The organism is Roseovarius sp. Pro17, assembly GCF_035599575.1.
Classification (GTDB): domain Bacteria; phylum Pseudomonadota; class Alphaproteobacteria; order Rhodobacterales; family Rhodobacteraceae; genus Roseovarius.
Window position 1 is genome coordinate 869,384 of record NZ_CP141179.1, and the last position, 21,366, is coordinate 890,749.

The window sequence follows — 21,366 nt, forward strand, 5'->3', positions numbered from 1 at the left end:
CCTACCAAAATCGGTGGGCCAAAAGCGGCCGAATTCGTGGCAACTATCATCATTCCATAAGCCGCTCTGTGGCCTCATCGCAGTATGCGGTGCGAGAGTGCAGGGCTGATACGATCCAGAATCCGCAACAGCCTTGATTTGCCCACCCAGACTTCGGACCGACCGGCCCGAATGCCCGCAAGAACATTAGCAGCGGCATCCTTCGGCGTGATCTTGCCCGATCCTCGGCCCTGGGTCATATCGGTATCGACCAGCGCCATTAGCACCTCGGTTACGCGGATGTTCGGCGCGCTGGTTTCGCATTGGTATCGCAGCGATTTGGAGAAATTGCGGATCGCGGCCTTGGTCGCGCAATAGACCGGGGAGGCTTCCTTCGGCGCGATGGCGAGGGCAGAGCTTATGTTGACCACAGTGGCATGATCGTGCGTGCGTAGGATTGGCAGCAAGCCGATGGTCAGGGCGACGGGGGCATCCAGATTGACGGCAATCTCGGTACGCGCGTTTGCGATGTGGTCTTGCGCGGCGGGTGACAGGAGATCAGCCTCGAACTGCACACCGGCATTGTTGACCATGACGGATATCTCGGGGTGGTTTTCCGTTATCCGCTTGATCAGGTGATCGACCTGGGACGGGTCAGACAGATCGGCGCACAGGCCGACAATCTGTTCGGGATGTTCTTTCGCCACCCGATCAAGGTCGTTCTTGTTCCGCCCCACGATAAGAATCGTGGCCCCAAGGTCAACCAACTGGCGGGTGATCACACGGCCGATTCCGCGTGCCCCGCCGGTCACAAGAACAGTGCGGTTTTCAACGTCAAGGATCGACGTGTTATGTGTCCTTCACAAAAAGGCGCTGCGCCATGGACTTGAGTGTCTCGATGTATTTTTCCTGCGACCAACCACAATCGATCGTCAGTTGCTCCCAGTTGCGGACTGACAGCATTGTCCAGAGCATATCGGTTGCCTCTTCCGGCTGGTAATCGGGTGACAGCGTCCCATCATCTCTCAAGGCGTTGATCGCCGCTTCGCAGCCTTCGCGCATGTCTTGCATGCGGGTGGCCCACGCCGCTTTGGCCTCTTGGTCGGTGTCCTGCATCGCCATCAGGGCCTTCGCGATGCCGTAGTTCTCCGGAATGTAGTTCCCCCAAGTCTTGACGAACGCATCTAGGCGCGCAGCCCCGCTCGCAGCCGTCCGGCTCGCCACGAGGCGCGCGTTCAAGTCCTTCAACTCATCCAGGTAATGCGTCGTCGCTATCAGCAATTCCGCCCGCGTCCGGAAGTGCAGGTAGATCGCCTGTCGGCTGATGGCGGCCTTTTTGGCGATATCGGACATGCGCACAGCACTGCCTGTGCCTTCCTCCAGCAGGTCAAGGGCGGCTTTTAGAATGCGGGTTCGGGTATCTGATGAATCACTTGACATAATGTAAAGTAATGTCTACTTGTCATGCTGTCAATTGACACGGTGTCAAGTTGATGAGCCAAGGAGTAACCCATGTCTCAAGATCACATTTTGATCGCCGCCCAGATATCCGTGATCACCTATGCGCTGGTCGCCGGTGTCTTTCTGGCCTTCTCGGATTTCGTGCTGGCATCCCTGTCCGAGGTCCGACAGGCGGGCGGCATCCAGGCCATGCAGATCATCAACCGCAGGGTCATGCGAACGATCTTTATGGTGCTTTTGATCGGCATGTCCGTCGTTTCGCCACTGTTGGTCGCCTATGCGTTGTTCGGTGAGACCGGACGCGCGGGTCCATGGATCGCGGCGGGTGGCACGATCTACTTTGTCGGCACGTTTCTGGTCACGATGGTCTTCAACGTACCGATGAACATCCGGCTTGATCGGCTGGATTTGGAAAGCGTCGAGGCCGCTGACCACTGGCAGCATTTCGTATCCCGCTGGGGCTTCTGGAACTGGGTCCGCGCCATTGCGGCGGCCCTCGCTGCCGCCTGTCTGCTTATCGCCACTGTCGTGCTCGCCAGCGGCTGAATTCGGCCCTGAACCACCCCCAAACCCTCATACAACAAAGGAACATGAACAATGACACATCCAATATCGCAAATAATCGTGCTGCTTGTCGTAGGAGCCATCGCGTTGATAATCGGTGGTTACATCCAGATGGATCCGGTCGCGTTCTACGCTGGCACGGGGATCGAGCTTGGCAATCAAACAGCACTCAAGAACGAGTTGAAAGCCGCTGCGGGCTTCCTGCTCACGGCCGGGTTCCTCGCACTGCTTGCAGCCGCGATCACCCAGCTGCGAACCTTCGCACTGACAACCCTTGTCCTGATCAACGGCACGTACGGTGGGGCACGCATTTTGAGCTTTCTGGCCGACGGCGTTCCAAACGCCGAGATGGTGTGGATCGCGGGCATTGAACTGGCCCTTGCAGCAGCCTGCGCCGCAGTGCTCATCCGCGCGATGCGGACCCTAAACCCAATGGTCGCGTGACCATCCTGAACTGAACCTCAAACCAGGAGACTATCCCATGTCACTTTTTTCAGCTTCTATTGTCGGCTCAAAAAGCCAGATCGGACGCCGCATCAGCACTTCGCTAAAGACAGCACTTGCTTGCCTGATGTTGGGCGGCCCCGCGATGGCTGATCAAACGTCCCCCCAGCATACGGGCGACGCGGTCAGCATTGACCCCGCCTCGCCAACATACTTTGGCAACTTCGCCCCTGAACTATCCGTAACAGTTGCACGTATGCCTGCGCTCGACGCCGCCACTGGTCTTGCAGTACAGGAGATCAAGCCCGGTCTGTTCTACGTGACGGACGGCGTATACCAGTCGGCCTTCCTCGTCACCGGATCTGGCATCGTCGTCTTCGATGCGCCGAGGACATTTGCCGAAGGACTGCCCGCAGCGATTGCAGAAAGCGCACCGGGCAAGGAGATCAGCACCCTCATCTACAGCCACGACCATGCCGATCACATGGGTGGCTCCGGTGTCTTTGCAGATGTGCCGGGTCTCGAGATCATCACCTCGCAGCGGGTCGCCGACAGTCTGGTCGGTGATGCCTATTCAGGCGTCATCACCCCGACCCGCACGTTCGAAGACCAACTTGATCTGACCATCGGGGATATCGAAATAAGGCTTGATACCGCATCCTATCATTCAGAGGATGAGGACGTTATTGCCTATATCCCCGCCCTGAAGTTCCTGATCGCGGTGGACACCATCACACCGGGCGAGGTGCCGTTCATGAACTTCGGTGCGACAGCCGATTTCGGGCGTTATCTGGGGCTGTTCGATACTCTCCTCGCCTACGATTTCAACCTTTTGCTGCCCGGTCATATCTCGATCCTCGGCACCCGTCAGGACGTGATCGACAACCGAGAGTATGCCTACGACGTGCGCGATACCGTCCTACATGAGATGGAGACCATGGTCCCCAGGATCGAGCAGGCTTCCGCCGCCATCGGACATGTAAACGACAATCTGGCCTATCGCATGGCGATCGAGGAAATGCGCGGCGCATGTGCGGCACAGATCATCGACCACTGGTCAGAGCGGCTCTCGGTCGTCGACGTCTATGCCGACAGCCACTGCCAGACGGCGATCCTTTACTACATCATGCATTGAAGCCGCGCCTCCTGACGGGTTCCCGGACCGCAGTTTGGTCCGGGTGCTTCACAGCCGAAAGCTTCAGGGCTCCGTCCTGACCTTATCTGCGCTAGTCACGAGCGGCCGGTTTCGGCTGAGCCGCCGTTCAGCCCGCAGCAGGCGAACTCACAACGGGCGGGACGGAGTTGCCATTGAACCCGGCTAATTGATCCAGCCTTTGCTTGCGGAATATCTTGAATACCAGATGAAAAATGCTGCCGCCGCCACAGGCATGAGGATGATCGACAGCATATCGAAAGCACTAAGATCCGCGCCAGATTTGAGCGAGTGGATCAGTTGCACGATCACACCCACCAGCGCCGCGATGAATACGTAGAAGGCCGCCGATTTCCTCAGCAAAAGCAATAGCGAGCCGAGCGCACCACCGAACACAGCCAAGGCGAACCCCGCCGTGGCCCAAACCGGCCTCCCTTCGACAATCACCCGATGAGACTCGGGGTATGACGCCAGCATATCGGGACTCATCTGCATGAAGAAATTCACACAGCCCATTGCATACCAAATCAGGCCGAGGCCCGCGATGACCCAGAAACTCCAATGCACACTGGTTGTTTTATCACCGTTCATATCTCACTCCTGCTTATTGGCCCGGATAATAGCTCATTGATCCCATGGCTGGCGACGCTCTGCGAATACCTAGTTCCCGATGACAAGTTCGCCCGAATTGTCCAGCGATCCCGCGAGGACATAGACGATGCCCGGTTGCAGGCTCGTCGTCTTTCGGATCGGTGATCCACACTCAAAGCAAAACCCGACTTCGACATCGTTGCCCGCGGCAGATTTCAAACCATAGGTTTTCAGCGGACCGGAACACGCAAAGCCGCCGCGCTTGAAGGCGACCTGCGGCGCATGCCCGCCACCCGAAATATGCTGACAATCGCGGCAATAACAGCGGATCGCGTATTCGGGGGCGGTGGTCAGCGTGTAGCGGGTCTTGCCGCAGAGGCACCCACCGGATTGAGGATCGGGCGTCGCGTTTCCTTTCAGGTTGACGCAGTTTACCGGCTTGTTCCCCCAGCCTTACCCGGATTGCGCCAACAAGATGATGCAGGCAGCGATCAGCAGTACGGCATAGGTCGCAAACACTCCGATGGCACGGGGGACAGGAAAGTGCGGGTTGACCAACATGCCGACGGTATGAAGGACACGACCCGCGAAGAAGGCGAGGCCCGGACTCTATAAAAGCCCGTCGGACGTGCCATTGAATTCCAGCAAAGCCAGCATCAGCAGACACATCGGAACATATTCCGCAAAATTCCCGAACGCCCGCATGCGCCGCTGCAAGATCGGGTCGCCACCGTCCTGATATGGGAACTTGGCCATATCACCGTGTTCTTTACCCAAGGAGACCCGCCTGAGTGAGACGAGTATCGTGAGGATAAACATCTGAATTGCGAGGAGTGCCGCGATTGTTGCGGTAATGGGCAGGACGTCCATGGGATCGCCGTTCTTGGTGTGTTGAGGTTGGATGTGGATTCAGCAGACAATCCTGTATCGCCCGCTGCCTTCACCCGAATTTCAACCCTACATCTCCATGTCCATCAGTTCGGCAACCTCGATCGTGCCGTGGTCAAGGTGCGGGCATCCTTGGGCCAGTTTGACGGCGCCGTCGATGTTGTCCGCTCTCACGATCGAATACCCGGACAACGGGTTCGACCCGCCATTATCTGCAACGCCATCCGCGCTGACGGTTTTCGACATGCCTGCCGGTTTACCCTTTTCGATGCTGGCATCGCCCAAGCCGTCGGACCATTCGCGCCACCGCGCCATGAACTTCTGACCCGCTTCGGGACTCTCCGGCTTTTTGCCGCCATGATAGGCAAGGATATAGTTGGGCATGGTCGTTCCTCCTCATCGGATTTCCGGGCGCGAAACGTCCGGATCGCAGGCGTCTGTTACATGTGCATCATCTCCGCCACCTCGACACTGCCGCCGTTTTGCAGACCGGGGCAGCCCTTGGCCATATCCGTCGCGGTTGCCAGATCAACCGCTTCGACAAGCGTAAAGCCCGAGAGCGGGTTGGCGCCGCCATCCTTTGAAACGCCTGACGGGCTGACCGTGTTCGATTGGCCCACGGGCGCGCCGGGGTGAATGATGGCCTTGCCGAGGCTTTCCATCCAGGCGCCTCATTTGGCCATGACTTTGGCGGTTTCTTCCTCGGTGTCGGGCATGCTTCCGCCGTGATAGGCAAAAATGAAATGTGGCATTGCTACTCTCCTTACTTCAGGTTTCAACTTAGCAGTCGTTCAAGTTTCTTCAGGGTCGAAGTCCAACCCTTGCCGTGGTTCTGGGCACTTTCGTCACTCGGCAGGCCGGAATGGATCAACCGGAATAGCGACCCGCCCTTGGCCGGATGCACCTCGAACCGCACGCGGCTCTCAGCCCCACGCTGATCCGCATCGTCATGCCAGCCCCAGGTAAATTCCACCGAGCGCGGCGGATCGACGGCGACGACGTTTCCGCTCATCTTGTGCAACCCGCCTTCCGCATTGATCAGGGTCGAGGACCACGGGCCGGGACGTGAGAAATCAAGGTTATGTTCCTTCATGCTCATGCTTTCCGGTCTCCACCATTTCAGCAGGTTTTTAGGTTCTGTCAGATAGGAAAAAACGTGCTCTGGAGGATGGGGAAAGGTTCGTTCAAGTGTGAGAGTGCTCATTTGCGCGGTCCTTCTTGTTCGGGTGTCGCATAGGCGCGCCTGTAAGCCGGTCGCTCCGTCAGCCGCGCATGCCAGGCCTCTAAAACCGGATGATCGCCGATCAATTCAGTATGCGTCGCCATGAAGCAGCTATGGCCGACCAATATATCCGCGCCAGAGAACTGCGGGCCGAGAAGGTAGTCGCGGTCGCGAAGATGGTCCGAGAGGATATCTGCCCGCGCCCTGAAACCTTCACGCCCTCGCGCGGCCAAGGCATCGTCCCGCGCACCGCCAAAATCCACAGGCCGCAAGGCATTGTCGAAATACATCATGATGGCCGGGTCGAGTTCCGCGCAGGCAAACACACTCCACTGATAATAGGCGGCCCGCTGCGGACTGCCGACAGCGGGGGCCAGCTGCGCCTCCGGGTGTTCGTCACAGAGTTGCAGCACGATCGCCACGGATTCGAACATCGTATAACTTGGGGTTATCAAAGCCGGAACAACACCCAGTGGGTGAATGGCGCGGTACTCTGCCGTTTTTTGCTGCTCCTTGCCCATGTCAAAGAGATGGCTGGCATGGTCGACACCCAGTTCTTACAGCACCCATTTTGCACGCTGGGACCGCGTGGGTGGCCATTCATAGAGATGAGTGCCTGAGGTGCTCATGGATTTGAACCGTCCCGGTTCATGGCCGCTTCGAGCCGATCCAGACTGCCCTGCCAGAAGTCGCGGTAGCTCATCGTCCAGGCGGTGATGGCCTGCACCGCTTCGGGTCGCACCGAATAGAGCCTGCGTTGCTTGTCGATCCGCCGTTCCACAACACCAGCCTCACGCAGAATTTTGAGGTGACGCGAGATGGCAGGGGCCGAAATGTTGCCGATATCCAGCAGGCGCCCCGCGGGCAACTCCCCTCCACTCAGCAGCCGCTCAACGATGGCAAAGCGTGTGGTGTCTCCGAGAGCGGCGAAGGTGGCGGGCAGATGCGACATGGATCTTCTCTTGTTTATAATATTCGTTAATTAACTAAAAATTAAATTAACTGCCGAGTCAAGCTCTTCCACTCGGATCAGGTTGTCAGGGAAGGGCTCGGTCCGGCCGTTCTCTGCTCATGGCGCGAACGATCGGTCTGAGTTGAGCTGCCTCGCTGCGTCGTATTCGAACTGGCACAAGGTGGAACCTTGCTGCTGTTCAACATTTCTGCGCTATGGCTGTCCAACTCTCCCACACAGTCTCAAACGGCGCTTCCACCGCATTTGACGCAGGCGAAGCCTGGCTTGTTCATTCGACGCCCCGATAGATCAGACCAAGCGCCAAGGCGAAAAAGCCGCATTGCAAGACAAGAAACCCGGTTTCCATGGCGATAAAACTACCAGCGTTCGGAAAAATCTGCTTCGCGACCAAGGCCAGAACATGCGACGCCCAGAAAAACGGTTCTGTTGCGTTAACGGCTGCCAATTCTGTCACCATTAGCACACCAGTCTGAGAGGTTCCCGATGATGCGGCGCACTCCCTTCAAACATCACCGTTTCCCAGAAGAGATTATCCTGTTGGCGGTGCGCTGGTACTGCCGATACCGGCTGTCGTACTGGGATGTGCGCGACTTACTCGCTGAACGCGGGACCACTGTTGATGCCGCGACTATCTATCATTGGGTTCAAAATGTCGGACCTGAGATGCGCAAACCTGCATATGGCCGTCACCGGTCATGGCGCGGCATGCAGTGGTATGTAGACGAAACCTATATGCGTGTGAACGGCCGGTGGTGCTAGTTATGGCGGGCTGTTGATCAAAACGGTCGAGTAATCGATTTTCGTCTGACAGCATGAGGAAACGCAAAAGCAGCAAGCCTTCATGCGCCAGGCCTGCGACACGTTGCGTTGCTATAAACCGGTGACGATCGTCACCCCCTCTCGGGCTATTGCTGTGCAATATCCTGCCGGGCAGTGTACAAGGCCCATAGCTAAGCCAAGGACGTTAGGGAGATGAACTTGGGTTGCGAACCAGACAATGCGATTCAACACGTCGATCGCAAGCATCTGAACAATCGCATTGAAGGCGACGATGGTGCCGCGAAGCAACTGCTCTGGCCCAAGCGCGGCTTCCGAAGCCTGACCGCCGCGAAAAATACGTTCAATAGTATCGAAACATACCGCGCGATCAAGAAGGACCACTTCGCAAACAACGAGCCCGGCGTTCTCAACGAAATCGCGTTTGTCGCGGGTCTGTTCAGAACGGCTGCATGAGCATCATCCCCGATGTGGCCATCACTATCGATAAGCTGAAGTAACGCAACAGAGCCGTCCGGAAACTCTTCACTGCGGCAGCCTGATGGACGGCTCAAGAAACCAACCTCGACCATGCCTCAACAATGCACCAGTCCCAGTTGGCGCGCGTAGAGACCAGATACAGGGCGCAGGATGCTCCACCGGGACGTTTCGCGGAACGCGGTAAGAAACTGAGGCTCCCCCTTAGAAGTGGTCCACCCACTGGGATATGTCTATCCCGTTTTCAGGAGGACCACTTCTAAGGGGGAGCCTCAGTTAGTTCGGCAGATCGTCGGTTTTGTCAGTGGCGTCGTCAGGAAACCGCCGCCCCCCGCGATGGCCTTGATGCCGCCCGCGTAGAATGGGGCAATGGTCAGCAAGATAATATTAAGCAATGTTTTGGGCCGCGTTTTTCTGCCTTTGATGCAACTCAAGCGCGGCCTGCATACCGGCAGAAGGACCCAAACGCAAAAAGGGGCGCGCCACCAGCACGCCCCCTAAATTGGCGACAGGTAAGCGCCCTACAGGAACAGATCGGCGATGAATGCCGATCCGACATAAGTTCCGGTCATCACTAGCACAGCGACGATGAAGATCTTCCACCCCGACGATTTGGCAATATCGATCTCCTGCTTTGCGATGGCGATACCCGCATAGGCCAGGCACGGCGTCGCCAGCGTCAGAAAGTTCACGTTCGTCGCCTGCGCCACGATCCACTCGCTGCCCGGTGTCCATGGCAGGGTCGCCAGAATGCCGATAAGTGAGATCCACGCGACTGATGGCAGTTTGATCGGGACCATTTCGGTCAGCACAAGGCCGACCATCGAGATCACGTAAAGCACGATCAGTCCGACAAACCCGTCAGCGATGGGAATGTCCGTCGCCACGGTGTTACCGACCAGACCGATGGCGCAGATGATGACCAGCACCAGCGCGTGGGCCGAGAGGCTCAGCTTGCGCTCGGCGGTGGGGTCCATTTGGGTTTCGCTCGTGTTCATGGTCACTCTCCCGCCTTGATGGTTGCGTCCTTACGACCCAAGAGGTCGTAGAGCTTTTCGGTGATCGGCAGGGCAACAAAGACGCCCAGATAGATGCCGGTTGCATAGGTCAGCACGTTGGACGCGCCGGCGAGTGCAAGGATCTGTTCCTTCATCTCCGGCACTGCGGTCGCCAGCGCACCTGTGCAGGCCGCCATCATCGAGCCGGACCCGATGCCGCAGGCCATCGCAAGCGCCTCGATAGAAAAAATCCCGGCCGTTGATAGGAGTGACGCCAGAATGGCAAAGATAAACGTGCCGAACAGCGTGCCGATCACGTAGACACCCATCACGCCGGTGCCCTCCTGGCTTTTCAGGCCGTACTTGTCGGCGATGATCGCGATGTTCGGCTCACGTGCGACCGAGAAACACGCCCCAATGGATTCGCGGCCCATCCGCAGCACCAGAACGGCAATGGGAAAGGCGATAACGATCGTGCCGAGGTTGCCAAGTTCCTGCAACAGAAGGGCAGGGCCGGCGTCGATGATTTGCTCCATTTGGGGGCCGATGATCGTGCCGAATTTGGCGATGAAGGGCATGATCGCGATCACGATCAGCGGGGACGCGGCACTGACGTCACTGTCCTTGATCCAGACGCCTGCACGCTTGATCACGTTGGGGTTGATGAGCATCCCCAAAATGAATGCATACAGCAGCGGCAGCAGCAGGATTGATCCGATGCCGATAGGCACGACAATCACGCCGATCAATTCGCTGATGACGGTGATGATCAGCACGCTGATGTGCAGCCGCCAATCCAGCACAATCTCCATGGTTCGTTGCATTTCGTCCCTCCCTTTTTTCCGTGCCGTACCGGGCACATGGGTCGTCTTGTGTCAGTTGATCTTTTCCCGAGCCACTTGGCAACCTTATGGGTCAGCCCGGCGCATAGCCAAATCCGATAACCGGGTTTTCCGCCGTCTCCACCCAGACCGACTTGGTCTGCGTATAGGCCGCCAACGCCTCGCGTCCCGAGGATCGGCCATAGCCCGACCGCCCGAAGCCGCCGAAGGGTGACATCACGTTGATCGTTTTGTAGCTGTTGACCCAGAAAGTCCCGGCGCGGACTTTTGCCGCCATGCGGTGGGCGCGGCCCACATCCTGCGTCCAGACCGCCCCGGCCAGTCCATAGGGTGTATCGTTTGCCAACGCGACGGCCTCTTCTTCGGTTTCGAAGGTCAGGACCGACAGGACCGGGCCGAACACCTCTTCGCGGGCGATGGCCATGTCCGGTGTCACGCCGGTCAGCACCGTTGGTGCGTAGAAGTAGCCACCGCTATCCGCCAGCGCGTCTGGCTTGGCCCCGCCCGTGGCAAGGTGGGCGCCGTTCGAGGCGGCAGCCTGCACCATCGCGTCGATCTTCTGCCATTGAGCGGCGTTGTTGACGGGGCCGATCTGCGTTTCGGGATCGGTGGGCATACCCACCGGGATGCGCGCGCTGGCGACAGTCAGTTTTTCGACCACCTCGTCATGCACGGACCGCTGCACCAATAGGCGGGAGCCTGCGACGCAGCTTTGCCCGCAACTGGCGAATATGGCAGCCTGTGCGCCGACCACGGCGCGGTCGATATCGGCATCGGCAAAGACGATATTGGCTGATTTGCCACCCAGTTCCAGCACCGCCCCCATGGGCTTCAGCGCCGCCCGCGCCGCAATGGCGCTGCCCGCCTGCGCCGAGCCGACGAATACGGCCAGCCCCGTTGCCGGATGGTCGATCATCGCCTGCCCACTAGTCGGCCCCGCGCCAGCGATCACGTTGACCAGACCGCGCGGCACGCCCGCCTTTTCGCACAGGACGCCTATAACCAGCGAGCTAAGTGGCGTTAGCTCGGACGGTTTCAGCACCACGCCGTTTCCTGCGCAGATCGCGGGCGCTACTTGCCAGCAGCAGGTGAACAGCGGCGCGTTCCAAGGGGTGATCTGCGCGACGACGCCAATTGGTTCGTGGCGGGTATAGTTCAGATGCGTGCTGGGCACCGGGATGACGTCGCCGGTGATCTTGTCACACCAGCCCGCGTAATATTCGAACATCTCGGCCATGCGCCCCGGCTCCCCGCCGGTATCGCGGATAGGGCGGCCGGTCGAGATACACTCCAGCTCGGACAAGGGCGCGGCATGGGCGCGGATCTGGCGGCCTATTTCGAACATGACGCGGCCCCGCTCAGATGCGGTTTTCGCCCACCACTCTCGCTGCGCTGCCTCGGCGGCGTCTGCGGCCTGCGCGACGACATCCGCACCGGCATCGCGGTACGTGGCAAAAACGTTGCCAGTTGCCGGATCGGTCAGGGACAACTCATCGCCGGTGCCGGGCAGGAATCCGCCCGCGACGTAGCTTTGCACGCTTGAGGCGCCCAGCAACTCTTGCAGCAATTCAGCAACGCGGTTCGAAATGTCGGTCATTCGTCTTCTCCCCTGAACCGATCCGCCTGCGGATCGCCCATCAGCATGAAATCGTCGGCATCGCTCAGCCCCGAGCGGTCTTCGCTCCACAGATCGGCCACCAGATTGGCCAGCGGCAGCGCGCAGCCCTTGGCCTTCGCCATTTCAAGTGCCAGACGCACGTCTTTGCGCATGAGCCCTGTCGAAAACCCGCTGTCGAAACTGCGCGGCAGTACCCAAGTCGGATAATGGATTTCGCTGATCGCGCTACGCCCGGTGGCCGAATTAATCACGCGCAGGGCATCCTCAGCACTGACGCCCGATGCCTCGGCCAGCCGGATAGCCTCCAGCGTAGTGACCATATGGCTTGCGACCAGCATGTTATTGACCAGTTTTGCCACATTTCCCGCGCCGCTCGGGCCGACGTGGATGATCTTTTGCCCCAAAGCTTCCAGCACTGGCATGGCACGGGAAACATCAGCATCGGCACCGCCCAGCATCATCGCCAGAGTGCCAGCAGCAGCGCCGGAAGGCCCGCCGCTCACTGGCGCATCGACAAAGCCGTGACCGTTATCGCCCAGCGTCGCCGCCAGTTTGCGGCTGATCTCGGCCTCGGATGTCGATGTGTCGATCACGATCCGAGGCGCAGCGCCGTGCGCCAGATGGCCAGCGTCGACGGCATCGGCAATCACCGCTTCGACATGATGGGAAGCAGGCAGGGACAGCACGATGATGTCGGCGGCTGCGAACACGTCTGCCGCACTTGGCACAGTCGTGGCACCGGCCTCGGCGGCACGTGTCAGTGCGCCATCAGACAAATCAAATGCCGCAACGGCGAAACCCTTGGCGGCCAGGCTCTGCGCCATGCCGATGCCCATGGCGCCAAGGCCGATGATCCCGGTGCGTATTTGCTGTGTGTCGGGCATCGTGGCCCCCTTGCTGGCTTGAGTGCAATCCGACCAAACTATCCAGAGCGGGGGCGCGCAAAAATAGAGCGCAAAGCAGGTACAGTGCGTTGCGCTGAACGCAACACCACTTAGCCTTGGAATGCCACCATACGCCGGGCCAGAAATTCCGCTGTCAGTTCCACCGATTTCGGCAGGCGCCGCCGTGCGCGCACCATCAGATGCGCGCTGACCTGTTGCAACGAAGCCTCCTCGACCGGGACAATCGCCAACTCGCCCCGCGCTGCCTGAATCGACACGGAAAAACGCGGCAGGAACGTGACCCCCATCCCGGCGCAGACATAGCGGATCAGCAGCGTGATCGAACTGGTCTCGATCTGCGGGTGCAGCAATAGCCCTTGATCGCCTGCCGCCCGCCCCACCAATGCGCGGATCGCATGGCGCCTGTCCAGCAAACCGACCGACTGTTGCAACACTTCGGCCAGCGGCACTGAGACGCGGCCTGCCAGCGGCGAGCCTGTGGGGACAATGGCGCAGAGCGGCTGGCGCCCCACGGCAAGCGATCGGATCGCCTCAGACGGGGAGGGGTTGTAGGCGATGCCAATATCCGCGTCACCCAGCACGACCCGATCCTGTAGCGCGTCGGTGCCCGCCTGATCTATGCGAAACCGCAGATTAGGACGCGCTGCGGCCAGCGGTGACAGGCCGTTCTGCATCAGATCGGCGGTAAACCCCTCGCCAACGGCGATACGCACGTGCCGCCCCTCGCCCTTGCCGAAGCGGCCCAGTTGATCCAACAGAAATGCCTGCTCGTCCTGCTGGTGCAACGCATGTTCGCGCAGCATCTGCCCGGCATCGGTCAGATGCACGCCCTGCGCACTACGCTCTAATAGAAGCACGCCCAGCCGCGCCTCGACGTCGGTGATCTTGCGGCTGATAGCGGAGGGCGCGACGTTCAACCGAGCCGACGCACCCCTGATCGACCCCTCTTGCGCGACGCAGAGGAATTCGCGCAAAAACCGTGGGTCAAGGGCGTCCATCAACCGCGCGTCGCGTGTTGCGCAAGCCGGACCCAGAATTCTGCGCCGATCGGCAGGACTTTATCGTTGAAATCATAACTGGCGGAATGAAGCCCCGGATTGTCGCCCGTCCGCGCCGCGCCCAGCCACAGATAGGCGCCCGGCACCTTTTGCAGCATGAAGGCGAAATCCTCGGACGCCATGCTTGGGTCGGCTATGGTGGTATCTAGCCCCATCGCATCACCAATCTCGCGCGCAATTGCGGCCTCCGGAGCAGTGTTGATCGTAGCGGGGTAGCGGCGCTGATAGTCGATACATGCCTTGCAGCCATGTGCGGTTGCGATGCCTTGCGCGACCTCGCCTAGCCTCCGCTCCAGAATGTCGCCCGCCTCTGCATCGAACCAGCGCGCCGTGCCCGCCAGCGCCGCGCGGTCGGGACAGATGTTATAGGCCGATCCCGAATGGATCTGCGTGATCGACAGAACGCCTGCGGTCAGCGGTGACAGATCGCGCGCCGGGATCTCCTGCGCGGCGGCGGCAATACGCGCGGCCGCGGCGATGACCCCGTCGCTTTGTTCGGGCATGGCGCCGTGGCCGCCCTTGCCGGAAATGGCGATGTCAAATACGGCGAAGGCCGCCATCATCGCGTCGTCCCGCGCCGCCAGGCGGCCCGGCACCAGCCCCGGCCAGTTGTGGATGCCATAGACCGCATCGCAGGGGAAGCGGTCGAACAGCCCGTCCTCGATCATCACGCGTGCACCGGCCTCGGCCTCTTCGGCGGGTTGAAAGATGAGGGTGACGGTGCCGCCCGCCACGCCCTCGGCCGCGATCTGCCGCGCGGCCAGCAGTAGCATCGAGGTATGCCCGTCATGCCCGCAGGCATGCATCATGCCGGGTATTGTCGAGGCATAATCCACCCCCGTCACCTCATGGATTGGTAGCGCGTCGATATCGGCGCGCAGGCCGATGCGCGGGCCGTTGCCATCCCCCATCGTTGCGACGACGCCGGTTGTCGCCAGACCGCGGATGACCTGCCAGCCCCAACTATCCAAGAGGCGGGCGATCATGTCGGAGGTGCGCGTTTCCCGATACGCAAGCTCGGGGTGGCGGTGCAGGTCATGACGCCATGCGAGCGCCTCTTCGATATGGGTGCTGTCGAACATGCGTTTGCCTTTCGCTCATCCGGCCTGCTGCAAAGTCAGGAGGACCCCGCCCAGCCGGCCCGTCTGTGTCAGAACATATGTATCGCCGATCTGGAGATAGGCGAACTGCCCTGCCTCAAGGTAGGGTGTTACCAGCGCAATGTCGCGCGTCACGATGTCCAGAGACACGACCGACGGCGCACCATCCGGCGCCAGATCGTCGGGCAGGGGGCCGAACAGCGCGGCGGCGCTGTCGCGGTCTGTAACGCGCCACATCCCACCCCCGGTATCCACGGAGAAGCCCCAATCAGTGTCCTGCACTGCGTCCCCACCGTGCAAGATCGTCAGCCAATCGCGCACCGCAGGCTGATCGCCGGGCGCGGCGAGGATGGTCGCCGAGGCACAGCCAATCGCGCCGTTCGGGTGGTCCATCCACTCAGGGAATTCGATCAAATCACGCCGGTGCTGCTGGCAGGCGAACATCGCCAACCGGTCCAGTCCGGGACGGGTGAATATCTGCAAGGTCGTCGCCGTGCGGTCCGGTGTGCCATCGCGGTGCACCACGTCGCGCCCAAACGCGATGCGCCCCTCACATTGCGCCCCCCGTGCGGCCAGAAGGGCGGCGTCGCTATCCGCGTCGTCGCTGCACAGCGCGGTCAATGGCACGCCTTCGCGCTCAGCCAAATGCGTCTGAATATGGCGGCCAAAACGAAAATTGCCTGCGACGTAGCCGTCCAATAAGGAGGCGTCGCCTATGCTCACCAACTCCAGCAGTTGCCTCCGGAAAATCACCAGCGCGGTCGAGGTGCCCCACGGGTGCATCCCCGGCGGTTTCATCGCGAAGCCAAGCGATTGGTAGGTGGCGCGTGCCGCCTCTAGGTCATGCACGCAGATCAGCGGATGATCCAATGTCAGGGTCATTCCCGCTCCTCCAGCGCCGCCAGTGTGGGAAACCCGGCGAACATGCCGGGCCGACGGATTCGTTCTTCGGCGCGGGGGCCGGTGACCAGCGCGCCGGGCGGCACTTGGCGGGTGACGACAGCGCCCGCCCCAATGACGGCGCCTGCGCCGATCTCAATCCCGCCTAGGATGATGGCACCCGCGCCAATGGTCGCGCCGCGCCGAATGATTGGATGGCGGCTGTCACTCAGATCCGCAAGCGTGGAGCCCAGCGTGACCCCATGCCAAAGGCTCACGTCATCCTCGATCACGGCGGTCTGCCCGATCACGACGCCGATGCCATGATCAATCCAGATCCCACGCCCGATCTGCGCCTGTGGCCAGATCTCGGCCCCCAACGCGCGGGTGAATTGACCCTTAAGCGCCAGCGCCAGCGGGCGGCGCCCCGCGTGCCACAGCGTATGGGTCAGCCGGTAGGATAGCAGCAGGTGATAGCCACCCGCGAAATGCAACGTCGCGGCGCGCCCGCCCGGATCGGCGTCGCGTCCTGCGGTCGCGGTTAGATCATCCAGCGCGGCGGTGCGCGCATCTGGATGGTCGCCGAAAATTTGTGCCGCGATCGCCCGTAGCCTACGGCGCGCCGGACCCTCCGGTATGCAGGCGGCCAGCACGCCCGCCAACAGATCGGCGTCGGTCTCGATACCCTCGGGATCGTAGCCGAAGAACATGACCAGATCCGGCTCTTCGATGAACAGCGCACGTGCCTGTCTCAAAAGGGGCGAAGCGGCCATGGCAATATCCTCTTCACGGGGCGCGGGCCTGCATGGTCGGCCAATCGGGTGCTGCGGGCAAGGCATGAATTTTACCTGCCAGCGTTGCCACTGGGCGAACGCTTAGCCTCGGCCTTGCTCGCGCCCGGAAAAGGTCATTGTGCGGGACGTTTTTGACGATCCTGTCGTCCCCTTGTGGATCAGATACCTGCTGAGCGTTTGCTATCAGTTCTGGCACAAGGCACGACTGACGTGAGAGGCCGTAGGCAGAAAATGGTCGATGCCGATGAGGTGGAGAAGCCTATCGCGCGAGTAAATGCGACGGCTGCTCCGGTTTCTGATGCCCCTGAGGGAATGATGACGATTTGGAAAACTGCGAAAAAAAGCGTCGTGCCCTGCGATCGAAATCCTGCGTCCTCTCTCTCTCCGAGAGTTCATCGCCGCCTTCGTCGGGCACTACAACCATCAGCGATACCGCGAGAGCCTGAACAACGTGACACCCACAGACATTCGCACAGGTCGCGGCCACACAATCCTACTGGAACGAGAACAGGCGAAGAGGCGGGCCATGAAACAAAGGCGCTTGCAGTGCGCAAAATCCGCTGCTCAACTGAAATCAGATGAGCGATGACTCTCCAAAGTCAAACCCTATCTGTCTCAACCTATTCGATGGCGGACACAGTAATCGACAATGGGATCGCCCCCAGAACGACGCTGTCCTGCGCCATGAAATAACGGATTTCATAGTCGCCGGCAGCCTCGGGTAAGGGGACCGTCACTGGATTGCCGCTGCTGGTATAGGTATAGGTTTGATAGCCGCTCTCGCCGGGTTTCGAAATGGCGATATAGTCGCGCGCGTAATCCGGACCATCCCACCCGACGATTACATTTCCATCCGCGAGTGAAATGCTGGACGGCGCGACAAGCTGCGCGTTGACTTGGCCGACCGTAACCGCTTGGCTGAACAGAATTACGTTGTCCTGTGCAAGAATGTAGCGGATTTCATAGTCGCCAGCTTGCGATGGCATCATTAGTTGCAAGGGTGATCCGTCTTGAACGTAGGTATAGTTCAAGTACTGACCACCGCTGTCGCCGACGCGCGCCACTGAGATGTAGTCACGCGGATAAGCCGGGCCGGTCCACTCTACCGGGACCGAGGCACCCATAACCGCGACAGACGGCGCGGTGACGCTGGCTGCTACAGTGTCGACCGTGATGGTTTGGCTGGACAAGACGACGTTGTCTTGTGCGATGATGTAGCGGATTTCGTAAGTGCCCGGTTCTGACGGCATAAGTATCCCAAGCGGAGAGCCTTCCTGAACGTAGGTGTAGTTTTCATATTGTCCGCCCGCGACGCCCACCTTGGCGACAGAAATATAATCGCGGTCATAGCCCGGTCCCGTCCATTCGACCGAAACCGTTTCACCCGCCGCCGCCGTATCGGGGGCGGCTAGTTTTGCACCGACCTCCTGAACGGAAATTTGCGCACGCGCCATGATGGTGTTGTCTTGCGCCATGACATAGCGGACCTCGTAGTCCCCGGCTTCTGGCGGCATCACAATGGTTAGCGGATCGCTGTTCTCGGTGTAGGTGTAGTTGATGTAATTGCCGCCATTGCTATTGGGTGTAGCAACTGAAACGTAGTCGCGCTGATAATTCGGCCCGTCCCAGCCTATGGTGACAGCCTCGCCCGCGCTGGCCGTGGCCGGCACTTTAAGCGCGACCTTGATCGGGGTCATGGTGATGGCGCGAGTTGCCAGCACAGCGCCGTCGGCTGATGAAACATAGCGCAGCTCGTAAGGTCCGGGCACGGGCGGCATCAACAGACCGCTGTCGGCAAGTTCGGGGATATAAGTGTAGTTGATGTAGGACGTGTCGCTCTGATCTGCAGAAGCGACTGACACGTAATCCCGATCCACATTCGGCCCGGTCCACTCTACCGGAATGGTCGATCCCACGGCGGCGGTCTCTTGTGCAGTGATCGTGGCGTCGGGTTGCGGCACCGGCAGCACGACTGTCACTGTCTGTGCAGCCTCGGTCACGACGAAACCGGTCGTCGCCTCAATCCCGTCGGCCACGCTACGGGCAATCACAGTGTAATTGCCGGGCTCCAGTTCGGCGGAATAGGCTTTGCCAGTCGTGGCAGTCCCGCCTTCAATCAGCAGACCTTCGGCGCCGGTGATGTCCCAGACAACCACAGACGAGGCGTCGGGCCCCCCTTCGCCGCGCGTAGCGCGAAAGTCGATAAGGGTCAGGTCCGGCGCTGGTTGGGCGGTCGCGGCGACGATGCTCAGGGCTTCGGACAGTTCGTCAGCATTCGACGCCGTCAGGAACTGCCCGCCTGTTTCGTCCGCGATGCATTGCATTTGAGCCAGAGCGTCTGCCTCTGTCACATCGAACCCGACAACATGGGCGGTAAAGTCGATCCCCGCTTCCTCAAGCGCCCTTGCTGCGGCGCAGGGGTCGGGGTTGCAGGTTTCAATGCCGTCCGAGACGAGAATAACGGTTGCTGCTTCTTCGGTATAGCGCAGGGCCTGTGCCGCCGCGATGATTGCGTCGGTCATCGGGGTTTTGCCACGAGGGTTGATCGCGTTCACGGCGTCAAGGATTTCGGCTGCTGTGTCAGGGCCGGGGGCCACGATGGTTTCGATGTCGGCACAATTGCCCCGTTCGCGGTGACCATAAACAGTCAGGCCGAGGTTTTCGTTCGCCGGAAAGTCCGCAAGGATCTGTCCAACGACTGTGCGGGCTATGACGATTTTGTTCACCCCGTCAATCTGCCCCCACATAGAGCCAGACCCATCCAGAACGAGGATCGTATTGGATCGCTCTTGGGCTGCGATAAGGCTGGGGATCAGAGTGAGGCAAAAGAGCAAAGCGGACAAACTGCGCATGATAGCCCCCTTGTTCGATGAAATTTATCGCCTGAGCGTGCGCCCATATAATCACAAGGTCAAGAATGTCCGTTTTCGGGTGCTGCATGGTGAGGCACGACGACATGCCCAATGCTCGCAATGGGCCGTTCATGTTGATCTGGCGAACGGGGCACCCAATATGCGCGCCGCGCCGCCGCAGTTCAGCTTCGAGCCCAAATTGGTCTTCTTCCCCTGCAGTAATACCTCTCGCTTTGATGGCCAATAGCTTGAAGCGAGCTTCAGCTACTGGACATCCGACTGCAGCGAGGGTCGCTAGTATTTCACAACGGTGCCAGTTCCGGTCCGGCCACCCCAGCTCAATACGCGAACTTTCACTCCTGAAATAACAACATTGACGACGGCATCTCCACCCAATTTTGCGGCGGACGTTTTCAACTGCTCTTCTACCTGAGCGACAGTCGGATCTGCGTTAAAAGCAGTTGTTTTATTCACGGCCACTTTAATGTCTTGGATCACAGTGAAGGCCTGTCCTGCGGTGCTGCCGGTAAACAGTTGGATTTGATCTGATGTTTTGGGCGCGGAGGGGGCTGCAGCAATTGCTTGCGCTTGAACCGGTGCCTTGGCTTGGGTGTCGCTAATGCCATCCTCTTCCCAAGTCGCTGAACAAGCACTCATCGCCAAAGCAGATGCTAAAACGATACTGACTTCAAAGCTCTGTTTTTAATTTAGTATTCCATATTTTTCTATTTTATCACAAGGATAGCAGGTATTATCCAACAAGAGCGTATCGAGCAAGGTGTTTTGCGCTTCGCAGCACAGCAGCTAAAGGCCGTTTTGTCCCGCTCAGCAGGCATCCTGTCGTGGAAAATGCTGCGCAATTCACGAATGGCTGGTCTGGAGAAGCTGCGCCGCAGCGATGGGTGAATTGGCCAAGGTCCGGCCTGGGCCGAAACACTGTGAATCCGTTGCTTCGAGGCGGTTATGCCGCATGGCTCAGAACCACAGGCGCCATGCCCGGCGTGTGTTGCCTACTTCAGGCGCAGCCATGAGCGCGTTGGCCTAATAAGGGCCAACCATCCTACACTGTGAGGTCGTACAACTTGGCAACACATCTTCGCCCCCATTATTTGTGGCTTTTGTATCCGCTTTCCAACGGTCCCCAGACGGAGTAGGCATATTATTCTTTGAAGGTTTGGGACAAATCATGGCGCAAAATGCCACCATTTATAAAGTTGAACTCTCAGTCTCCGACATGGATCGTCACTATTATGAGACCCATAAACTGACCGTGGCCAAGCATCCCTCAGAGACCGATGAACGGCTGATGGTGCGCATTGTCGCTTTTGCGCTAAATGCCCATGAGCATTTGGAAATGACGAAGGGCCTTTCAACGGATGACGAGCCAGACATTTGGCAGAAAAGCCTGAGCGGCAAGCTTGATGTGTGGGTGGCCCTGGGACTTCCAAGCGAGAAGGTGATGCGTCAATCCTGTAGCAAAGCCGACAAGGTGATTGTCTATCCATATGGCGGCAGGACTGCCGAGATGTGGTGGGACAAGATCAAAAACAGCACCACCCGTTTTGATAATCTTCAGGTGATAAATTTTTCCGAGACCGACACAGGCGCGCTGGCAAAACTGGCAAGCCGCGCGATGAAGCTCCAGATCAACATTCAGGACGGCGACGTGATGGTCAGTGTTGATGACAGCGTCGTTTACGTTACCCCCGTAAAATGGAAGAGTGCTGCGTAATTCACGGTTGCCCGCTGCAAAGACGGACTTGAGTTGCTCAGTGGCGGCCACCTCAGTCA

Annotated in this window: 24 protein-coding genes and 1 pseudogene; 5 read left to right on the forward strand and 20 right to left on the reverse strand. The window is 59.5% G+C overall.

The features are described from left to right. Window positions 1-74: 74 nt before the first annotated feature. Together U3654_RS04205 and U3654_RS04210 are read right to left on the reverse strand one after the other, a co-directional pair. The gene (locus tag U3654_RS04205; protein WP_416384552.1) at window positions 75-791 is read right to left on the reverse strand and encodes an SDR family oxidoreductase; all 717 of its coding nucleotides are present in this window, start codon (window positions 789-791) and stop codon (window positions 75-77) included. Window positions 792-828: 37 nt separating this feature from the next. Next, complete coding sequence (locus U3654_RS04210) at window positions 829-1,419, reverse strand: TetR/AcrR family transcriptional regulator (protein ID WP_416384553.1); 591 nt, start codon at window positions 1,417-1,419, stop codon at window positions 829-831. Window positions 1,420-1,491: 72 nt separating this feature from the next. Here U3654_RS04210 and U3654_RS04215 point away from each other — a divergent pair, with 72 nt between their 5' ends. Genes U3654_RS04215 through U3654_RS04225 form a run of 3 tightly spaced genes read left to right on the forward strand, consistent with a single transcriptional unit; the run spans window position 1,492 to window position 3,583 of the window. Next, a complete protein-coding gene (locus U3654_RS04215; RefSeq protein WP_324754111.1) occupies window positions 1,492-1,986 on the forward strand; it encodes a DUF1772 domain-containing protein in 495 nt (164 codons plus the stop codon). Between the two features lie 51 nt (window positions 1,987-2,037). Beyond that, complete coding sequence (locus U3654_RS04220) at window positions 2,038-2,448, forward strand: DUF4345 family protein (protein WP_324754112.1); 411 nt, start codon at window positions 2,038-2,040, stop codon at window positions 2,446-2,448. A gap of 37 nt (window positions 2,449-2,485) precedes the next feature. Beyond that, window positions 2,486-3,583: an MBL fold metallo-hydrolase gene (locus tag U3654_RS04225; protein ID WP_324754113.1), complete on the forward strand. Its 1,098-nt coding sequence runs from the start codon at window positions 2,486-2,488 to the stop codon at window positions 3,581-3,583. A gap of 183 nt (window positions 3,584-3,766) precedes the next feature. Here U3654_RS04225 and U3654_RS04230 read toward each other — a convergent pair whose 3' ends face one another. The 8 genes and pseudogenes from U3654_RS04230 to U3654_RS04260 form a co-directional block, all read right to left on the reverse strand. After that, window positions 3,767-4,192 carry a hypothetical protein gene (locus U3654_RS04230; RefSeq protein WP_324754114.1) on the reverse strand — a complete coding sequence of 142 codons (426 nt, stop codon included), beginning with the start codon at window positions 4,190-4,192 and terminating at the stop codon, window positions 3,767-3,769. A gap of 69 nt (window positions 4,193-4,261) precedes the next feature. Further along, the gene (locus U3654_RS20450; protein WP_416384580.1) at window positions 4,262-4,612 is read right to left on the reverse strand and encodes a GFA family protein; all 351 of its coding nucleotides are present in this window, start codon (window positions 4,610-4,612) and stop codon (window positions 4,262-4,264) included. Window positions 4,613-4,645: 33 nt separating this feature from the next. Continuing rightward, window positions 4,646-5,062, reverse strand: a pseudogene (locus U3654_RS04235) (MAPEG family protein). Window positions 5,063-5,149: 87 nt separating this feature from the next. Continuing rightward, a complete protein-coding gene (locus tag U3654_RS04240) occupies window positions 5,150-5,464 on the reverse strand; it encodes a hypothetical protein (RefSeq protein ID WP_324754115.1) in 315 nt (104 codons plus the stop codon). A gap of 56 nt (window positions 5,465-5,520) precedes the next feature. After that, window positions 5,521-5,742 carry a hypothetical protein gene (locus U3654_RS04245; RefSeq protein ID WP_324754116.1) on the reverse strand — a complete coding sequence of 74 codons (222 nt, stop codon included), beginning with the start codon at window positions 5,740-5,742 and terminating at the stop codon, window positions 5,521-5,523. A gap of 113 nt (window positions 5,743-5,855) precedes the next feature. After that, on the reverse strand, window positions 5,856-6,284 hold the full coding sequence (locus U3654_RS04250; protein ID WP_324754117.1) for an SRPBCC domain-containing protein: 429 nt from the start codon (window positions 6,282-6,284) through the stop codon (window positions 5,856-5,858). Next, the gene (locus U3654_RS04255; protein WP_416384581.1) at window positions 6,281-6,856 is read right to left on the reverse strand and encodes a glutathione S-transferase family protein; all 576 of its coding nucleotides are present in this window, start codon (window positions 6,854-6,856) and stop codon (window positions 6,281-6,283) included. Before U3654_RS04255 ends, U3654_RS04250 begins: the two co-directional genes overlap by 4 nt. 71 nt (window positions 6,857-6,927) lie before the next feature. Then, the gene (locus tag U3654_RS04260; protein ID WP_324754119.1) at window positions 6,928-7,254 is read right to left on the reverse strand and encodes a metalloregulator ArsR/SmtB family transcription factor; all 327 of its coding nucleotides are present in this window, start codon (window positions 7,252-7,254) and stop codon (window positions 6,928-6,930) included. Between the two features lie 993 nt (window positions 7,255-8,247). On the opposite strand from U3654_RS04260, the gene U3654_RS04265 reads away from it, so the two are divergent. Beyond that, window positions 8,248-8,508: a DDE-type integrase/transposase/recombinase gene (locus U3654_RS04265; protein WP_324754120.1), complete on the forward strand. Its 261-nt coding sequence runs from the start codon at window positions 8,248-8,250 to the stop codon at window positions 8,506-8,508. Window positions 8,509-9,050: 542 nt separating this feature from the next. Here the strand turns inward: U3654_RS04265 and U3654_RS04270 are convergent. The 10 genes from U3654_RS04270 to U3654_RS04315 all read right to left on the reverse strand — a co-directional run bounded on the left by U3654_RS04270 (window position 9,051) and on the right by U3654_RS04315 (window position 20,238). Further along, on the reverse strand, window positions 9,051-9,527 hold the full coding sequence (locus tag U3654_RS04270; protein WP_324754121.1) for a hypothetical protein: 477 nt from the start codon (window positions 9,525-9,527) through the stop codon (window positions 9,051-9,053). Window positions 9,528-9,529: 2 nt separating this feature from the next. Further along, window positions 9,530-10,351, reverse strand: coding sequence for a DUF3100 domain-containing protein (locus tag U3654_RS04275; protein WP_324754122.1), 822 nt, complete (start codon window positions 10,349-10,351; stop codon window positions 9,530-9,532). A 91-nt stretch (window positions 10,352-10,442) separates the two neighbouring features. Further along, on the reverse strand, window positions 10,443-11,966 hold the full coding sequence (locus tag U3654_RS04280) for an aldehyde dehydrogenase family protein (RefSeq protein ID WP_324754123.1): 1,524 nt from the start codon (window positions 11,964-11,966) through the stop codon (window positions 10,443-10,445). Then, window positions 11,963-12,871, reverse strand: coding sequence for an NAD(P)-dependent oxidoreductase (locus U3654_RS04285; RefSeq protein ID WP_324754124.1), 909 nt, complete (start codon window positions 12,869-12,871; stop codon window positions 11,963-11,965). The genes U3654_RS04280 and U3654_RS04285 overlap by 4 nt, the downstream gene beginning before the upstream one ends. Window positions 12,872-12,981: 110 nt before the next feature. Beyond that, window positions 12,982-13,890 carry a LysR family transcriptional regulator gene (locus U3654_RS04290; RefSeq protein ID WP_324754125.1) on the reverse strand — a complete coding sequence of 303 codons (909 nt, stop codon included), beginning with the start codon at window positions 13,888-13,890 and terminating at the stop codon, window positions 12,982-12,984. Further along, complete coding sequence (locus tag U3654_RS04295; protein WP_324754126.1) at window positions 13,890-15,032, reverse strand: amidohydrolase; 1,143 nt, start codon at window positions 15,030-15,032, stop codon at window positions 13,890-13,892. The genes U3654_RS04290 and U3654_RS04295 overlap by 1 nt, the downstream gene beginning before the upstream one ends. Before the next feature lie 15 nt (window positions 15,033-15,047). Further along, window positions 15,048-15,932 (reverse strand): VOC family protein, encoded by an 885-nt coding sequence (locus U3654_RS04300; RefSeq protein ID WP_324754127.1) that lies wholly within the window; start codon window positions 15,930-15,932, stop codon window positions 15,048-15,050. Beyond that, window positions 15,929-16,702 (reverse strand): serine acetyltransferase, encoded by a 774-nt coding sequence (locus tag U3654_RS04305; RefSeq protein ID WP_324754128.1) that lies wholly within the window; start codon window positions 16,700-16,702, stop codon window positions 15,929-15,931. The genes U3654_RS04300 and U3654_RS04305 overlap by 4 nt, the downstream gene beginning before the upstream one ends. A gap of 641 nt (window positions 16,703-17,343) precedes the next feature. After that, window positions 17,344-19,575, reverse strand: a complete 2,232-nt coding sequence (locus U3654_RS04310; RefSeq protein ID WP_324754129.1) for a vWA domain-containing protein — start codon at window positions 19,573-19,575, stop codon at window positions 17,344-17,346. Between the two features lie 294 nt (window positions 19,576-19,869). Continuing rightward, window positions 19,870-20,238: a hypothetical protein gene (locus U3654_RS04315; RefSeq protein WP_324754130.1), complete on the reverse strand. Its 369-nt coding sequence runs from the start codon at window positions 20,236-20,238 to the stop codon at window positions 19,870-19,872. Between the two features lie 523 nt (window positions 20,239-20,761). Here U3654_RS04315 and U3654_RS04320 point away from each other — a divergent pair. Beyond that, on the forward strand, window positions 20,762-21,307 hold the full coding sequence (locus U3654_RS04320) for a YaeQ family protein (RefSeq protein WP_324754131.1): 546 nt from the start codon (window positions 20,762-20,764) through the stop codon (window positions 21,305-21,307). Window positions 21,308-21,366: the final 59 nt, after the last annotated feature.

What these genes read in the sequence shown, in the direction of transcription:
- U3654_RS04230 (WP_324754114.1), bottom strand. Translation starts at nt 4,192, where the DNA reads ATGAACGGTGATAAAACAACCAGTGTGCATTGGAGTTTCTGGGTCATC.
- U3654_RS04285 (WP_324754124.1), bottom strand. Translation starts at nt 12,871, where the DNA reads ATGCCCGACACACAGCAAATACGCACCGGGATCATCGGCCTTGGCGCC.
- U3654_RS04245 (WP_324754116.1), bottom strand. Translation starts at nt 5,742, where the DNA reads ATGGAAAGCCTCGGCAAGGCCATCATTCACCCCGGCGCGCCCGTGGGC.
- U3654_RS04270 (WP_324754121.1), bottom strand. Translation starts at nt 9,527, where the DNA reads ATGAACACGAGCGAAACCCAAATGGACCCCACCGCCGAGCGCAAGCTG.
- U3654_RS04215 (WP_324754111.1), top strand. Translation starts at nt 1,492, where the DNA reads ATGTCTCAAGATCACATTTTGATCGCCGCCCAGATATCCGTGATCACC.
- U3654_RS04210 (WP_416384553.1), bottom strand. Translation starts at nt 1,419, where the DNA reads ATGTCAAGTGATTCATCAGATACCCGAACCCGCATTCTAAAAGCCGCC.
- U3654_RS04220 (WP_324754112.1), top strand. Translation starts at nt 2,038, where the DNA reads ATGACACATCCAATATCGCAAATAATCGTGCTGCTTGTCGTAGGAGCC.
- U3654_RS04305 (WP_324754128.1), bottom strand. Translation starts at nt 16,702, where the DNA reads ATGGCCGCTTCGCCCCTTTTGAGACAGGCACGTGCGCTGTTCATCGAA.
- U3654_RS04280 (WP_324754123.1), bottom strand. Translation starts at nt 11,966, where the DNA reads ATGACCGACATTTCGAACCGCGTTGCTGAATTGCTGCAAGAGTTGCTG.
- U3654_RS04265 (WP_324754120.1), top strand. Translation starts at nt 8,248, where the DNA reads ATGAACTTGGGTTGCGAACCAGACAATGCGATTCAACACGTCGATCGC.
- U3654_RS04275 (WP_324754122.1), bottom strand. Translation starts at nt 10,351, where the DNA reads ATGCAACGAACCATGGAGATTGTGCTGGATTGGCGGCTGCACATCAGC.
- U3654_RS04240 (WP_324754115.1), bottom strand. Translation starts at nt 5,464, where the DNA reads ATGCCCAACTATATCCTTGCCTATCATGGCGGCAAAAAGCCGGAGAGT.
- U3654_RS04295 (WP_324754126.1), bottom strand. Translation starts at nt 15,032, where the DNA reads ATGTTCGACAGCACCCATATCGAAGAGGCGCTCGCATGGCGTCATGAC.
- U3654_RS04225 (WP_324754113.1), top strand. Translation starts at nt 2,486, where the DNA reads ATGTCACTTTTTTCAGCTTCTATTGTCGGCTCAAAAAGCCAGATCGGA.
- U3654_RS04250 (WP_324754117.1), bottom strand. Translation starts at nt 6,284, where the DNA reads ATGAGCACTCTCACACTTGAACGAACCTTTCCCCATCCTCCAGAGCAC.
- U3654_RS04310 (WP_324754129.1), bottom strand. Translation starts at nt 19,575, where the DNA reads ATGCGCAGTTTGTCCGCTTTGCTCTTTTGCCTCACTCTGATCCCCAGC.
- U3654_RS04290 (WP_324754125.1), bottom strand. Translation starts at nt 13,890, where the DNA reads ATGGACGCCCTTGACCCACGGTTTTTGCGCGAATTCCTCTGCGTCGCG.
- U3654_RS04320 (WP_324754131.1), top strand. Translation starts at nt 20,762, where the DNA reads ATGGCGCAAAATGCCACCATTTATAAAGTTGAACTCTCAGTCTCCGAC.
- U3654_RS04260 (WP_324754119.1), bottom strand. Translation starts at nt 7,254, where the DNA reads ATGTCGCATCTGCCCGCCACCTTCGCCGCTCTCGGAGACACCACACGC.
- U3654_RS04300 (WP_324754127.1), bottom strand. Translation starts at nt 15,932, where the DNA reads ATGACCCTGACATTGGATCATCCGCTGATCTGCGTGCATGACCTAGAG.